Genomic DNA, 14,426 nt, shown 5'->3' with positions numbered 1-14,426 from the left:
TATGGCATGGAGCGGTCGCGCCAAACTGGGCGCTGGAGTGGTGGTAGCGGTAGCAGCAGCGGGCGCGGCATGGGTCGCCAATCGGCCGGACGCGCCCGAACTGGTGAAGGCGCCGGTGGCCGCGGTCACCGGCAAGAGCGGCGCCACCGCGCCGGAAAAAGTCCTGTGGAAGAATTTGTCGCCTGCCCAGCAGCAGGCGCTGGAACCGCTCGCCGGCGAATGGGACACCATGGAGCCGGTGCGCAAGCAGAAATGGCTGGGCATCGCCAGGCGCTACGCCAGGATGAAGCCCGATGAGCAGGTGCGCGTGCAGGAACGCATGCGCGAATGGGTGCGCATGACGCCGGAAGAACGCCGCCAGGTGCGCCAGAATTTCGCCCGCGCGCAGAAGCTGGACCCGGCGCAGAAGTCGACCTCGTGGGAATCCTACCAGCAGCTGCCGGACGAGCAGAAGAAGGAATTGGCGGCCAAGCCGGCCACCAAGAAACAAGTCGCCAATCTGCCGACGCCGGCACAGGCCAAGGCCGCCACCGTGGCGCCGATCAAGCCGGCCAAGCCGACCAGTTCGCCGGGCGTGGCGACGCCGGTGGTGCCGCCTGTGGTCCCCGCCCCTGCCGCCGATCCGAACGCGCAGCTGCCGAACGCTTCCAACGTGACGCCGGTGCCGACCGGCACGGCGACGCCATCCACCACGCCCGCCCAGCCGACGCCACCGGCGCCCACCGATGTCAAATAACCCGACCGTCAAGCGCCGCCTGATTTCGATGGTGTATGAATCGCTGCTCGGCTTTGCCGTGCTGTTCCTGCCGTTCCTGATTTTTGAGATCGCCACCCGCGCCAGCCACACGCCGCTGGTCGAGCACATGCGGCAGGCGTTGGCCTTCGTGGTGCTGGGCTTCTATTTCATTCACCAGTGGAGCCGCGACGGCCAGACGCTGGCCATGAAAACCTGGCGCATGAAGCTGCTGTGCAAGAATGGCAATCGCGTGTCCCCGCGTGCCGCCGCCCTGCGCTATCTGCTGAGCTGGATGTGGGTGCTGCCGGCGCTGATCGTGGCGCTGGCGCTGGACCTGCACCGCTGGCAGGCGCTGGGCGCGATCTTCGCCGGCATCCTGCTGTGGTCGCTGACGGCCTTCTTCGACAAGGACCGCCAGTTCCTGCACGACAAACTGGCCGGCACGCGCATGGTGCAGCTGCCGCCGCCGGAAAAGAAAAAGAAAGTGTAATTTTCGCAATCTTTCATGGCAGAATAGGCTTTTCTGCCATGAGGGACCGAAAATGAAACCTGCCATCTACGGCGCGCTGTTGGCGCTCGCCGCCAGCGCGGCCGCCGCCGACCTTCCGCCCGCCCCTGTTGCCCGCGTCGAAGCCGTCACCGACACCTATTTCGGCGAGACCATCACCGACCGCTACCGCTGGATGGAAAACGACAAGGACCCGGACTGGCTGCCGTTCCTGAAACAACAAAACGCCCACGCCCGCGCTGTCCTCGATCAATTGCCCAGGCGCGATGAGCTGTTGAAGCGCATTCAGCAATTGTCCGGCGACATCGCCAGTCCGGCCGAGGTGCAAAAGGCCGGCGCCCGCCTGTTCTACCAGCAACGCCCGGTCGGCTCCAACAACTTCAAACTGTTCGTGCGCGAAGGCGGCAAGGACCGGGTGCTGGTCGACCCGACCAAGCTCGATACCAAGACCAGCCATGTCTCGCTCGACTGGTGGCGCGCCTCGCCGGACGGCAGCAAACTGGTGTACGGCCTGTCGAAAGACGGCAGTGAAGACTCGGTGCTGTACATCATGGATGTGCGCAGCGGCACGGTGCTGAAAGAGCACATCGCCAACACGCAATACGCCAGCCCCAGCTGGCTGGCCGACAGCTCCGGCTTCTTCTACAATCAGCTGACCGGCAAAGTGAACACGCCGGAGCGTTTCCTCGACTCGCAAGCGCGCTTCCACAAAGTGGGCGCCAACCCTGACAAGGACCCGGTGCTGATGAAGCGCGGCCTCGACGCCGCTGTTCAGTATGAAAAGATCCAGGTGCCGCTGGTGCTCGCGTCCACGCAAACCAACGTCGCGGTGCTGATGCTGGCCGACGTGCGCAAAGAGCGGCGCCTCTACACCGCGCCGCTGCAAGACGTCTTGCGCGGCAAGGCCAAATGGCAGCAGGCCGCCAACTTCGATGACGAGGTAACCGACTTCAATCTGCAAGGCGACGACCTGTACCTGCTATCCAATCACAAGCACCCGCGCGGCCGCCTGTTGAAAACCTCCGCGTCGAAGCCATCGCTGCCCAACGCGCAGGAAGTGATGCCCGAATCGACACTGGTGCTGCAAGGCGTCGCGCGCGCCAAGGATGGCTTGTACATCCGCGCCATGGACGGCGGCATCGGCAAGCTGCAACGCCTGGGCACGGACGGTAAACTGGCCGACATCGCCCTGCCCTTCGACGGCACGCTGCGCGAAGTCGACGCCGACGACAAGACGCCGGGCGCGCTGATCATCTTCACCGGCTGGCTGCAACCTGCGGGCATCTGGTCGGTGGGCGCGGACGGCAAGGTGGCCGACACCGGCATCACGCCCAAACCGGCGATTGACGTCAGTGGCTACGCCACCGAACGCCGCTTCGCCACCGCCAAGGATGGCACGCAGATTCCGTATAGCCTGGTCTACAAAAAGGGCCTGAAGCTGGACGGCAAAAATCCAGCCTTCGTCCAAGCCTACGGCAGCTATGGCGCGGCGGCTTACACGCCGGCGTTTGTCGGCCGCTTGCTGGCACTGGCGGATCAAGGCGCCGTCATCGGCTACGCCAATGTGCGCGGCGGCGGCGAGTTTGGCCGCGAGTGGCATCGCGCCGGCCAGCTGGAAAATAAACCGAACACCTGGCGCGACCTGATCGCCGTGTGCGAGGACATGCAGGCCAAGGGCTACACCTCGCCGGCGTATCAGGCTATCGGCGGACGTTCAGCCGGCGGCATCACCATGGGCCGCGCGCTGGAAGAACGTCCGGACCTGTTTGCGGCCGTGGTGTCCGGCGTGGGCTGGCACAATCCGCTGCGCTACGTGGCGGAGCAGAATGGCTACGGCGAAGAACCTGAATGGGGTGCGATTGCCGATCCAGCAGGCTTCAAGGCCTTGAAGAGCATCGACAGCTATCAGCAAGTGGTGGACGGGACCAAATACCCGGCGGTGCTGCTGACCACCGGCGTGACCGATCCGCGCGTGGCGCCCTTCCATCCGGCGAAGATGGCGGCGCGCCTGCAAGCGGCGACGGCCAGCGGCAAGCCTGTGTTGTTGCGGGTGGATTTCGACGCCGGCCACGGCATGGGCTCGACGCGCGCGCAACAGGATGCGGAGGCGGCGGATACTTATGCCTTCATCCTGTCGCAGACCGGAAAATAATCAGAACTTCTCGTAGTCTTGCAGGTAGCGCCATTCGCCTGCCGGCAAGCTGGCCATGGAGATGCGTCCAATGCGGATGCGCTTCATGGACAGCACTTTCAGGCCGACTTCCTTGCACAGTTTTTCGATCAATCCAAGCTTGGCGTTCTTCATGGCGAAGCGCAGGCGCGTTTCGTTCTGCCAGCTTACTTTGCCGTTGATCTGATTCAGCTGCTGCAAGCCGCCTTCAATGATCTGGCCGGAGACTTCAACGATGATTTCCTGTTCCAGCGTGTCCTCGCTCAGCTTGCGGTTGACGCGGAAGTCTTGCGTGAAGACGACCAGGCCACTGGCCTTGGCGTCCAGCGGCACCATCTGCTCCTGCCCCGTGATGTGACGCTTGAGGAAGCGCTTGCCAGGCACGGTGCGCGTCAGCGAATCGGCATTCAGCAGGTGCAGCGGTTGCGCCGCTCCCGCAGGCTTGTGCAGCACGATGGTCACCGGCGTGATTTCCAGCAGCGTGGCGTCGGCTGCGACGCTGACTTGCTGTTCCGGCGTCACGCGCGCGCCCACCTCTTCCACGATTTCGCCATCGACGCTGACAAAGCCACCCTCGATGTAGAGCTCCGCCTCACGACGGGAACAGCCGCGCTCTTCGGCGACGCGCTTGTTCAGGCGTACGGTATCGTCGTTATCCAAAAAAGTCTCCAAACACGGTGATGGCGCGGTCGATAGCGTCGCGCGAGGCGTCCATGTGCGTGACGATGCGCGTGCGCTGCGACAGCGAGAGACGGATGCGCGTCAGTTCCAGCACATCCTCCAGCCCTTTCAGCACGAACTGCGGAATGTCGACGTAGAAGATATTGGTCTGCGGCGTGCTGACTTTGAGGCCTTTCATCTTCGCCAGCTCGCCGGCGAAGTAAGCCGCGTTGTCGTGGTCTTCCTGCAAGCGCGGGATGTTGTGCTCCAGCGCGTACAAGCCGCCGGCCGCGATGACGCCGGCCTGGCGCATGCCACCGCCCAGCATCTTGCGCCAGCGCTTGGCCTCTTTGATGAACGGCCTGGTGCCCAGCAGGACCGAACCGACCGGCGCGCCGAGGCCTTTGGACAGGCACACCGACACCGAATCGAAGCCGCGCGTGATCTCACGCGGACTCACGCCCAGCTTGACGGCGGCGTTGCAGACGCGCGCGCCGTCGAGGTGCGTGGACAGGCCTTTGTCATGCGCCAATTGCGTCGCCTGCTGCACATACTCCATAGGCAGCACGCGGCCGTTGATGGTGTTCTCCAGCGCGAGCAGCTTGGTGCGCGCGAAGTGGAAATCGTCCGGCTTGATGTAGGACGCGATATCGGCCAGCGCTATGCTGCCATCGGCCTGGTTGATGATGGGCTGCGGCTGGATGCTACCCAGCACCGCGGCACCGCCGCCTTCGTAGCGGTAGGTATGCGCTTCCTGGCCGACCAGATACTCGTCGCCACGGCCGCAATGCGCCAGCAGCGCGAGCAGATTGCTTTGCGTGCCGGACGGCGCGAACACCGCGTCTTCAAAACCGAACAAATCAGCCGCGTACTCCTGCAAGCGGTTGACGGTCGGGTCGTCGCCGTAGACGTCATCGCCAACATCGGCGGCGTTGATGGCCGCGCACATGGCAGCGCTGGGGCGCGTAACGGTGTCGCTACGCAGGTCGAGCCACTCCATCATGCCACCTCTTCTTCGGCGAAGAAACGGGTATGCATCTCTTGCAGGCCCACGGTCTCCAGCACCTCTTTCAGGCGTTCGGCCGGACGCTTGCGCGGCAGATTCTTGTACGTGGCAATGATGAGTTCATTCTTCATCGAATGCTCCCAGCCTACCAGTTCAGTCACGGTGACGCTGTAGCCGTGCGCTTCCAGTTGCAGGCAACGCAGCACGTTGGTGATCTGGCTGCCGAATTCACGCGTGTGAATTGGATGACGCCAGATTTCGGTCAGCGCGGATTTACCCAGCGACTGGCCTTTGTTTTTCTTGAGGACCGAAGCCACTTCGGCCTGGCAGCATGGCACCAGCACGATGTGCCTGGCCTTTTTCTTCAATGCGAACTGGATGGCGTCATCGGTCGCCGTGTTGCAGGCGTGGAGCGCGGTGACGACATCGATCTGCTCCGGCAGCAGCGTCGACTCGGTGGACTCGGCCACCGACAGCGGCAGGAAGGAAATGCCGGGGAAGTTGAATTTCCGCGCCAGTTCCTGCGAGCGCGCCACCAGCTCTTCGCGCGTCTCAATGCCGTAGATGTGCGAGTTTTGCAGCGCCTTGAAGAACAGGTCGTAGATGATGAAGCCGAGGTAGGACTTGCCGGCGCCATGGTCCACCAGCGTGACGTTATCCTTGGACTCCAACACTTCTTTCAGCAACGGCTCAATGAACTGATACAGGTGGTAGACCTGTTTCAGCTTGCGGCGGCTGTCCTGATTCATCTTGCCGTCGCGCGTGAGGATGTGCAGCTCCTGTAGCAGCGCTACGGTCTGGCCTTCACGGATTTCCGGCATGTTGTCGGCGCTGGTGACGGTGGCGCCGATTTTCGGTTGCTTACTGGGCTTCATCGATCCACGCCTGCTGAACTGCTTCAAGGACTTTCTCACCACCGCGCGATTTGTCGTCATCGAACTCTTCGAGGTCGATGATTTTGTTGTGCAGATCGGTGAAGCGGATGGTGGCCGGATCGACGTCCGGATACTTGTCGTACAGCGCTTCCGCAATCGCGGTGATGTCAGTCCACTTCATATCAGTGCCCGCCTTCGCTTGCGTGATTGATGGTGTACTTCGGAATTTCAATAACCAGGTCTTCGTCCGCCACCACGGCCTGGCACGACAGACGCGACACGGCTTCCAGGCCCCAGGCCTTGTCCAGCAGGTCTTCTTCGGTTTCGCTGGCTTCGTTCAGCGAATTGAAGCCCTCGCGCACCAGCACGTGACAGGTGGTGCAGGCGCAGGATTTCTCGCACGCGTGCTCGATGTGGATGTCATTGTCCAGCATGACGTCGCACAGGGTTTTGCCGGCTGGGGCTTCAACAACCGCGCCGTCCGGGCACAGTTTGGCGTGAGGGAGGAATACGATTTGTGGCATGTTGAGCTCTAAGTTTATTTAAACGACCTGGTCGAGCGCCTTGCCCGCCAGTGCACTGCGCACGCTGCGGTCCATGCGGCGTGATGCGAATTCTTCGGTGCCGTGGGCCAGCGCTTCAACCGCCGCCTTCACTGCCTGATGGTCCACCGCGCCGGTCTGCGATTGCGCGACGATCTCGCGGGTCTTCGCCATCAGCGCATCGACGGCGACGCGTTCCTCGTCCGACAGCAATGCGGCATCTTCGTCCAGCGCGGCTTGCGTGGCCAGCAGGATGCGTTCCGCTTCCACCTGCTCTTCGCGCAGCGCACGCGCCTGCATGTCGACCGCCGCCGATGCGTGCGAGTCTTGCAGCATGCGCGCCACGTCGTCATCGCCCAGACCATACGACGGCTTGACGGTGATGGACGACTCCACGCCCGAGCGCAGTTCGCGTGCCGATACCGACAGCAGACCGTCCGCATCCACCTGGTACGTGATGCGGATGCGCGCCGCACCTGCCGCCATCGGCGGAATGCCGCGCAATTCAAAGCGCGCCAGCGAGCGGCAGTCGGCCACCAGTTCGCGTTCGCCTTGCAGCACGTGCACCGCCAGCGCGGTCTGGCCGTCCTTGAAGGTGGTGAACTCCTGCGCGCGGGCGCATGGGATGGTCGAATTGCGGGGGATAATTTTCTCTACCAGGCCGCCCATGGTCTCGATGCCCAGCGACAGCGGAATCACGTCCAGCAGCAACCAGTCGTCGCCCGGCGCGCGGTTGCCGGCCAGCAGATTGGCCTGAATCGCCGCGCCCAGCGCCACAACCTTGTCCGGGTCGATGTTCGCGTGCGGCGTGGTATGGAAGTATTCGCTGACCGCGCGGTGCACGTGCGGCATGCGGGTCGCACCGCCGACCATGACCACGCCATCGACGTCGTCCGCATCGACATTGGCGTCGCGCAGCGCTTTCTTGATGGCTTTCATGGTCTTTTCGATCAGGTGCCTGGTGATCTCCTGGAACTTCTCTGCGGTGATCGTGATGTGTACCTGTTCGCCCGACTTGAGCGCGGCGTCCACGATCACTTCGGATTTGGTGGACAGCAGTTCCTTCGCTTCGCGCGATTTCACCATCAGCAGCGCGGTGTCTTCGTCCGACAACGGCGCCAGTTTTTCTTCCTGATGAATGTAGCAGAACAGGCGGTGGTCGAAGTCGTCGCCGCCCAGCGCGGAGTCGCCGCCGGTGGACAGCACTTCAAACACGCCTTTGCTCAGTTTGAGGATGGAGATGTCGAAGGTGCCGCCGCCCAAGTCATAGACGGCGTACACGCCTTCCGAACCGTTATCGAGGCCATAGGCGATGGCGGCCGCCGTCGGCTCGCTCAGCAGGCGCAGCACGTTCAGGCCGGCCAGTTGTGCGGCATCCTTGGTGGCCTGGCGCTGCGCGTCGTCGAAGTAAGCTGGCACGGTGATCACCGCGCCCACCAGATCGTCGCCCAGCGAGTCCTCGGCGCGCTGGCGCAGTGTGGCCAGAATTTGTGCCGACACCTCGACCGGGCTCTTTACGCCAGCGATGGTTTTCAGCTGCACCATGCCGGGAGCATCCACGAATTGATACGGCAAATTCTCGGCGTAAGCGATATCCGCCAGGCCGCGGCCCATGAAACGCTTGACGGAGACGATCGTGTTCTTTGGATCGGTGGTCTGCGCAGCCTGCGCCTTGTAGCCGATGTTGGCGTGACCGTTAGGCAGATAGCGCACCACGGACGGCAGCAGCGCGCGGCCGTCTTCGTCGTTCAGCACTTCTGGAATGCTGTTGCGCACAGTCGCCACCAGCGAATTGGTGGTACCCAGGTCGATCCCCACCGCCAGACGATGCTGGTGCGGTGCGGTGGACATGCCGGGTTCGGAAATTTGCAGAAGTGCCATTTAGTTTTCAGTATTCAGTAATTCGTCCAGGAATTGATCAACTCCCGATGTTTTATAACGCACGGTTTCCAACAAGTCCTTCGTGACTCTTGAGTATGGAAAAGAGTAGGCCACCGCCCCGTCCTCATATAAAAGAACCAAACGGGCTCGCTCGCCCCACTGGCTTGAATCAGCAGCTATACCAGTGAGTTCAGCGATGGTCCGGGCCATGCCAAGAGTGCCCCCCTGCCGCCGAAAGCGCTCGTGAAACAGACCTAGCGTACGCCCTTGATATGTCGCCTCAAAATAAACAGAGATGACAGAGTCGCTCCCTCCGGCAATGCTCTCTGGGGGAGTGGATTTGCTCCACTCAATTACTCCCGAGTGCGTCAACTTGAAAATCTTCAGGATCGCCTGATCGAATTTATCTTCACTCATTTGGAACTCCAAGCGCTGCCGTCCAAGTCGTTGGCAAGCAGCCTCACAAGGCCGCTTGCCTGCACATATATCTCCAGCAATTCTGCCCCGGTCAATTCCCTCACAATCTGCCGCTGCCAAAAATAAGGTTCAAACCCAATTCGACGCATCAACGTGACTAAACGTTTCGCAGCGATCGCAGAGTCGCCCTTCACTCTTCGCTGAACCGTCTTCACATCGGCGAGCAAGTGATTCAGCGCCTGCTGAGTTTGAGTATGATTGTTTTCCGGTTCAAGTAAACCTTCATTTATCAGACTAAGCGATTTACCGATGTTTTCGATCAATCCGGGAATAGTCGCCTTGAACAAATATCTGTGCTCAATCTTTCTTAGCTTAAGCAAGGCGTAAAATGAGGCGAAAGCACCAATGATCTTGATCAGCTCTGCAAAGGAATGCAGTCCATTTGCATAGGTGCTCGTAAAATCTTGAAAGGCCTGCCATCCAGTCTCAAGCATGATGCCTCGCTCCAATATTGGTTTTATTCGATGGCTGCGAAACTCTGCTCTATCTCTTCCTTAAATTTTTCGAGGAACATCAGCGCGCGCACGCCTTGGGCGGCGGCGTGGAAATCACCCGCGCCGATCTGCTGTTCGATCTGCGCCAGCTGCTGCTTGCGGGCCTTGCGCAGCTGGTCGTCCAGCGACTCCAGCGCGTCACTATCTTTGGCGGCACGGGCGTCGCCCAGCTCTTCACGCCACTCCATCTGCTGCATCAGGAACGCCATCGGCATGGCCGTATTCGACTCGGTCTGCAAATCGACGCCATTCAGCTCGCACAGGTATTGCGCGCGCTTCTGCGGATTTTTCAGGGTCTGGTAGGCTTCGTTGGCGCGGGTGGCCCACTGCATGGCGACGCGCTTTTCGGCGTCGGTGGCGCTGACGAATTTGTCGGGATGGACGCGGCTTTGCACGTCGCGGTAGGCGCTGTCCAGCGCCCCCGCGTCTACGGCAAACTGCTGTGGCAGATTGAAGAGTTCAAAGTGATTCTGCATGACGTGTCAGACGCGGAAGCTTTCACCGCAACCGCAAGCGTCTTTCTCGTTCGGGTTGTTGAACTTGAAGCCTTCGTTCAGGCCTTCGCGGGCGAAGTCCAGTTCCGTGCCGTCGATGTACGGCAGGCTTTTCGGATCGACGAACACTTTCACGCCGTGCGATTCGAACACGCTGTCTTCGGCGGTCACTTCGTCCACGTATTCCAGCTTGTAGGCCATGCCCGAGCAGCCGGTGGTACGCACGCCAAAACGCAAACCGATGCCCTTGCCGCGGCGCTCGATGTAGCGGTTGATGTGCTTTGCTGCTTTTTCGGTCAGGGTGATTGCCATTTGATTCTCCCGCGCCCCGGCGTACCGGGGCGACGTCGTAATTACGCTGCGTGCTTGTTCTGGTAGTCCTGAACAGCTGCCTTGATGGCGTCTTCCGCCAGGATCGAGCAGTGGATCTTCACTGGCGGCAGCGCCAGTTCTTCGGCGATCTGGGTGTTCTTGATGGCCAGCGCCTGATCCAGCGTTTTGCCCTTGACCCATTCGGTCACCAGCGAGCTCGATGCGATGGCCGAACCGCAGCCATAGGTTTTGAACTTGGCGTCTTCGATCACGCCATCCGCGCCCACCTTGATTTGCAGCTTCATCACGTCGCCGCAAGCTGGCGCGCCGACCATGCCGGTACCTACGCTGTCGTCGCCTTTTTCAAACGCGCCGACGTTGCGTGGGTTTTCGTAGTGGTCCAGTACTTTATCCGAGTAAGCCATTTTGATGCTCCTGTATCTTAAAAATTAGTGGGCTGCCCATTGGATCGAATTGATATCGATGCCTTCTTTGAACATATCCCACAACGGCGACAGTTCACGCAGTTTGTTGACCTTGGACTTCATCAGTTCGATCGCGAAGTCGATATCGGCCTCGGTGGTGAAGCGGCCGATGGTGAAACGGATCGAGCTGTGCGCCAGCTCGTCGCTGCGGCCCAGGGCGCGCAGCACATAAGATGGTTCCAGCGAGGCCGAAGTACAAGCGGAACCCGACGATACCGCCAGGTCTTTCACGGCCATGATCAGCGATTCGCCCTCAACGTAGTTGAAGCTCACGTTCAGGTTGTGCGGCACGCGGTGCTCCATGTCGCCGTTGATGTAGGTCTCTTCGATCTCTTGCAGGCCTTTGGCCAGACGGTCGCGCAGCGCTTTGATGCGGGCGATTTCGGTGTCCATTTCCACTTTCGCCAGGCGGAAGGCTTCGCCCATGCCGACGATCTGGTGGGTTGGCAGCGTGCCGGAACGCAGACCGCGCTCATGGCCACCACCGTGCATCTGTGCTTCGATACGCACGCGCGGCTTGCGGCACACGTACAGCGCGCCCACGCCTTTCGGGCCATAGGTTTTGTGGGCGGTGAAGGTCATCAGGTCGACTTTGGTTTTTTGCAGGTCGATCACCACTTTGCCGGTCGCTTGCGCGGCGTCGCAGTGGAAGATGATGCCTTTCGAGCGGCACAGTTCACCGATCTGGTCGATCGGCTGGATCACGCCGATCTCGTTATTGACCAGCATGACCGAGATCAGGATGGTGTCCGGACGGATGGCGGCGGTCAGCTGCTCGATGGTGATCAGGCCATTGTCCTGCGGTTCCAGGTAGGTCGCTTCAAAGCCTTGGCGCTCCAGTTCGCGCACGGTGTCCAGCACAGCTTTGTGCTCGGTTTTCACGGTGATGATGTGCTTGCCCTTGGTTTTGTAGAACTGCGCCGCGCCCTTGATGGCCAGGTTATTCGATTCGGTCGCGCCCGAGGTCCAGATGATTTCGCGCGGGTCGGCATTGACCAGCGCCGCGACGTGGCCGCGTGCCTCTTCCACCGCCTTTTCCGCGGTCCAGCCATACATGTGGCTGCGCGAGGCTGGATTGCCGAACTGCTCGCGCAGGTAAGGAATCATCGCATCGGCGACGCGCGGATCGATCGGCGTGGTGGCCGAGTAGTCCATGTAGATCGGGAAGTGCGGCGCGGTCTGGAATTTCACGTCAGCGATGTTTTTTTCTGGGGCGTTCATCTGGTTACTCCGTTAGGGCTTACAGCGCGGCGTGGTTGCCGTTGCGAGGCATGACCACCACGTTTTGCTCAGCGTTCTTCTGCTTTTGTTGATCGACCAGATCCTGCAACGACACGGAATCCAGGTAATCAACCATCTTTTCATTCAGCGTGGCCCACAGTTCGTGGGTCATGCAGCGGGCGCCGCTGGCCGCGTCCGCGCCATGGCAATTTTCCTTGCCGCCGCACTGGGTCGCGTCAAGCGGCTCATCCACGGCGATGATGATGTCGGCCACGGTGACCTTGTCGGCGCGGCGCGCCAGACTGTAGCCACCACCCGGGCCGCGGATCGATTCAACGATCTCGTGGCGGCGCAGCTTGCCAAACAGCTGCTCCAGGTAAGACAGCGAAATCGCCTGACGCTGGCTGATGCCGGACAGCGTGACAGGACCCTTGCCTTGGCGCAACGCCAAATCGATCATCGCAGTCACAGCAAAACGGCCTTTGGTGGTCAGACGCATCACTACCTCGGTTGGGTTAAAATATCGACCTCTTCGCTAATCGCAAAGTCCGATTAGTTGATCGAATTAGTCAAGTATACCAAACTTTAATGAAGCTTGCTGGTCACCCCCTCAGCAACTGCATGGGCTGGAACAGTGTGTGCATATCCTTATTACCAATAAAGCTAAGGTTGTAAGGGTGCTCGGCAGTGATTTGCGGGAAATCTTTCATTACCGGCAACTTGCTCAGCAGTTCAGCGATTTTTCCCCACAGAACCATGGTTGGCACGACGGCAGCTTGCGCGACCAGGCCCGCCATCACCGTTTCAAAGAACGGCAGCCAGGCCTTGGCGTCCTTGGCCGGCGCGACGTGGCTGCGGAATACCAGCGAAGCGTTCAGCAGCAGGAAGCCCTGTTCGGTCAGCTTTTGCTGCATGTCGGCCAAGGTCAGGATGTGACTGCCGGCGCCGCTGCGCGCGCGCGCCGAAACCGCCGCCATGGCCTCCCCGGCAGTGTTGTCCAGCTGGAGCTGGCCATCCGCCACCAGCAGCATCTTCATGAAGTTGCGCAGCGAGGTTGCTTTGTTGACCGGCTTGGACAGGCCGCCCCCCACCTCCTCCGACCACAGGCTGCCAACCGCCCCATCCATAAAGCAGACGCCGGTTGCGCTTTCTGCTCGCGGATATGGTCCCTCGCCCACTAGTACATACTTCACCTTATTCAGGGGCAGTGCGAACGCGGCAAACAGGCGCTGCCCGGTCGGCAGGTATTGATCCTGCGCCAGTTGCGGCAGATAGTCCGGCGTGGCGGCCATCATGGCTTCCAGCCCCTTGAGCAGCAGCGGGCGCCAGGAAATATCGGCGCGGTCGAGCGCCTCCAGAATGGTGGTCGGGATCGTCATTGAGGAAGAAGCTTTCGGGGAAAGGTAAGATTGTAACTTATGGGGAAAGATTTGAAACGGTGGATTGCTGCCGCTGCGCTCACCGTTGCGGCGGCCACGCAGGCGCAGGTGCTGGATGAGGCACTGGATGCGCCTGCCCGCGCGCATGTGGTCAACGAGTTTGCGCGGCGGCTGACGGCGCAGCATGTCGATCCGGCCCGCGCCAAGGCGGCGGCCGACGATATCCGCCAGCGCCTGGCGCGCGGCGAGTATGACCAGCAAACCACGGCGCGCGCGCTGGCGATCCGCTTGACGCGCGATGTCGCCGCCATCGCGCCGGACCGTCACACTTATCTGGAATACGTGCCTTACGATCTGGCCGACGAGCGCCAGCGTCCGCAGCCGCCGGTGCAATCGGCGGACAACTTCGGCCTGCATAAATTTGAAACGCTGGGTGCGCACATCGGCTATCTGCAAATCAGCCGCTTTGCGCCGCTGACCCGGCCGGCGGCCGATGCCGCCGCGCGCTTCATGGATCAGGCTGCCGATTGCGCGGCGCTGATCATCGATCTGCGCGATGCGGGTGGCGACGGCCAGGCCATGGGCGCCTTGTTGTCCAGCTATCTGCTGGAGGACCGGCGCAGCTACTTCTTCAAGGACAAGCAGATCCATCTGCACGACCAGTTGGATCGCTCGGGCCGCGTGGTGGAGGAATTCTGGACCAGCGCCGATGTGGCCGGCCGGCGTTATGGCGGCATGAAGCCGCTTTACCTGCTGGTGAACGACCGCACCAGTGGCGCGGCCGAGGCGTTTGCCTACGATTTGCAACAGTACGTGAAGCGCGCGGTGGTGGTCGGCTCGCCAACCGCGGGCGATGCGCGCGTCAGCGTCAAACAGCGCGTGTCGCGGCAGTTGCAGACTTCGGTGGCGATGACGCGCGCCAGCAATGTGATCACCCGCGCCAACTGGGAAGGCACCGGCGTGCAGCCGGATCACATGACGGCACCGGAGCAAGCGCTGAATGCGGCCCTGGCGTTAGCGCAGGCGGCCATCGGACGCTAGCATGTCGTTCCGGCGCAGGCCCACTAGTGTCCGGAATAATTTGCTTGAATAAGCCAGGAGGTGTTGCAGGTATTGGTTAACGGGCGTATACCCGTAGTCGCCAAACTCAAAAACCAAAACCCGCAACATGTTCAGGATATCGACT

The 14,426-nt window shown here is 61.2% G+C and carries 18 protein-coding genes; 4 read left to right on the top strand and 14 right to left on the bottom strand.

Going from position 1 to position 14,426, the window contains the following annotated elements; genetic code table 11:
• Position 1: 1 nt before the first annotated feature.
• From GM676_RS28470 to GM676_RS28460, 3 genes are read left to right on the top strand one after another with little or no spacing between them, the layout of a single operon-like run.
• A complete protein-coding gene (locus GM676_RS28470; RefSeq protein ID WP_155467735.1) occupies positions 2–736 on the top strand; it encodes a DUF3106 domain-containing protein in 735 nt (244 codons plus the stop codon).
• On the top strand, positions 726–1,226 hold the full coding sequence (locus GM676_RS28465; RefSeq protein ID WP_155467731.1) for an RDD family protein: 501 nt from the start codon (positions 726–728) through the stop codon (positions 1,224–1,226). The genes GM676_RS28470 and GM676_RS28465 overlap by 11 nt, the downstream gene beginning before the upstream one ends.
• Before the next feature lie 52 nt (positions 1,227–1,278).
• On the top strand, positions 1,279–3,396 hold the full coding sequence (locus tag GM676_RS28460; RefSeq protein WP_155467727.1) for a prolyl oligopeptidase family serine peptidase: 2,118 nt from the start codon (positions 1,279–1,281) through the stop codon (positions 3,394–3,396).
• Here the strand turns inward: GM676_RS28460 and GM676_RS28455 are convergent, their stop codons facing one another.
• From GM676_RS28455 to GM676_RS28390, 14 genes are all read right to left on the bottom strand, one after another.
• Positions 3,397–4,074, bottom strand: a complete 678-nt coding sequence (locus GM676_RS28455) for an RNA pseudouridine synthase (RefSeq protein ID WP_211923309.1) — start codon at positions 4,072–4,074, stop codon at positions 3,397–3,399.
• Entirely contained in the window at positions 4,067–5,077 is a 1,011-nt protein-coding gene (ltaE, locus tag GM676_RS28450) for a low-specificity L-threonine aldolase (protein WP_155467721.1), read from the bottom strand. The genes GM676_RS28455 and ltaE overlap by 8 nt, the downstream gene beginning before the upstream one ends.
• Positions 5,074–5,955, bottom strand: coding sequence for a class I SAM-dependent methyltransferase (locus GM676_RS28445; RefSeq protein ID WP_155467718.1), 882 nt, complete (start codon positions 5,953–5,955; stop codon positions 5,074–5,076). The genes ltaE and GM676_RS28445 overlap by 4 nt, the downstream gene beginning before the upstream one ends.
• Positions 5,942–6,136 carry a Fe-S cluster assembly protein IscX gene (gene iscX / locus GM676_RS28440; protein ID WP_155467715.1) on the bottom strand — a complete coding sequence of 65 codons (195 nt, stop codon included), beginning with the start codon at positions 6,134–6,136 and terminating at the stop codon, positions 5,942–5,944. The genes GM676_RS28445 and iscX overlap by 14 nt, the downstream gene beginning before the upstream one ends.
• Position 6,137: 1 nt before the next feature.
• Positions 6,138–6,479, bottom strand: coding sequence for an ISC system 2Fe-2S type ferredoxin (gene fdx / locus GM676_RS28435; protein ID WP_155467712.1), 342 nt, complete (start codon positions 6,477–6,479; stop codon positions 6,138–6,140).
• Positions 6,480–6,497: 18 nt separating this feature from the next.
• Complete coding sequence (hscA, locus tag GM676_RS28430) at positions 6,498–8,378, bottom strand: Fe-S protein assembly chaperone HscA (protein ID WP_155467709.1); 1,881 nt, start codon at positions 8,376–8,378, stop codon at positions 6,498–6,500.
• The gene (locus tag GM676_RS28425) at positions 8,379–8,795 is read right to left on the bottom strand and encodes a hypothetical protein (RefSeq protein WP_155467706.1); all 417 of its coding nucleotides are present in this window, start codon (positions 8,793–8,795) and stop codon (positions 8,379–8,381) included.
• Positions 8,792–9,289, bottom strand: coding sequence for a hypothetical protein (locus tag GM676_RS28420; RefSeq protein WP_155467703.1), 498 nt, complete (start codon positions 9,287–9,289; stop codon positions 8,792–8,794). Before GM676_RS28420 ends, GM676_RS28425 begins: the two co-directional genes overlap by 4 nt.
• 23 nt (positions 9,290–9,312) lie before the next feature.
• A complete protein-coding gene (gene hscB / locus GM676_RS28415; RefSeq protein ID WP_155467699.1) occupies positions 9,313–9,825 on the bottom strand; it encodes a Fe-S protein assembly co-chaperone HscB in 513 nt (170 codons plus the stop codon).
• Positions 9,826–9,831: 6 nt separating this feature from the next.
• Positions 9,832–10,155 carry an iron-sulfur cluster assembly protein IscA gene (gene iscA, locus GM676_RS28410; RefSeq protein WP_155467696.1) on the bottom strand — a complete coding sequence of 108 codons (324 nt, stop codon included), beginning with the start codon at positions 10,153–10,155 and terminating at the stop codon, positions 9,832–9,834.
• A 41-nt stretch (positions 10,156–10,196) separates the two neighbouring features.
• Positions 10,197–10,580, bottom strand: coding sequence for a Fe-S cluster assembly scaffold IscU (iscU, locus tag GM676_RS28405; protein ID WP_155467693.1), 384 nt, complete (start codon positions 10,578–10,580; stop codon positions 10,197–10,199).
• A 24-nt stretch (positions 10,581–10,604) separates the two neighbouring features.
• Entirely contained in the window at positions 10,605–11,861 is a 1,257-nt protein-coding gene (locus GM676_RS28400) for an IscS subfamily cysteine desulfurase (RefSeq protein WP_155467690.1), read from the bottom strand.
• Between the two features lie 19 nt (positions 11,862–11,880).
• Positions 11,881–12,360, bottom strand: coding sequence for a Fe-S cluster assembly transcriptional regulator IscR (iscR, locus tag GM676_RS28395; RefSeq protein WP_155467688.1), 480 nt, complete (start codon positions 12,358–12,360; stop codon positions 11,881–11,883).
• A 103-nt stretch (positions 12,361–12,463) separates the two neighbouring features.
• Complete coding sequence (locus GM676_RS28390; RefSeq protein ID WP_155467686.1) at positions 12,464–13,240, bottom strand: uracil-DNA glycosylase family protein; 777 nt, start codon at positions 13,238–13,240, stop codon at positions 12,464–12,466.
• Positions 13,241–13,291: 51 nt separating this feature from the next.
• Between GM676_RS28390 and GM676_RS28385 the strand changes: the two genes are divergently transcribed.
• Positions 13,292–14,281 (top strand): S41 family peptidase, encoded by a 990-nt coding sequence (locus GM676_RS28385; RefSeq protein ID WP_170304378.1) that lies wholly within the window; start codon positions 13,292–13,294, stop codon positions 14,279–14,281.
• Positions 14,282–14,426: the final 145 nt, after the last annotated feature.

The organism is Duganella radicis, from assembly GCF_009720825.1.
Classification (GTDB): Bacteria; Pseudomonadota; Gammaproteobacteria; order Burkholderiales; family Burkholderiaceae_D; genus Rugamonas; species Rugamonas radicis.
Note: the sequence above shows the minus strand (reverse complement) of the source record. Positions and strands in the feature narration are given on the sequence as shown.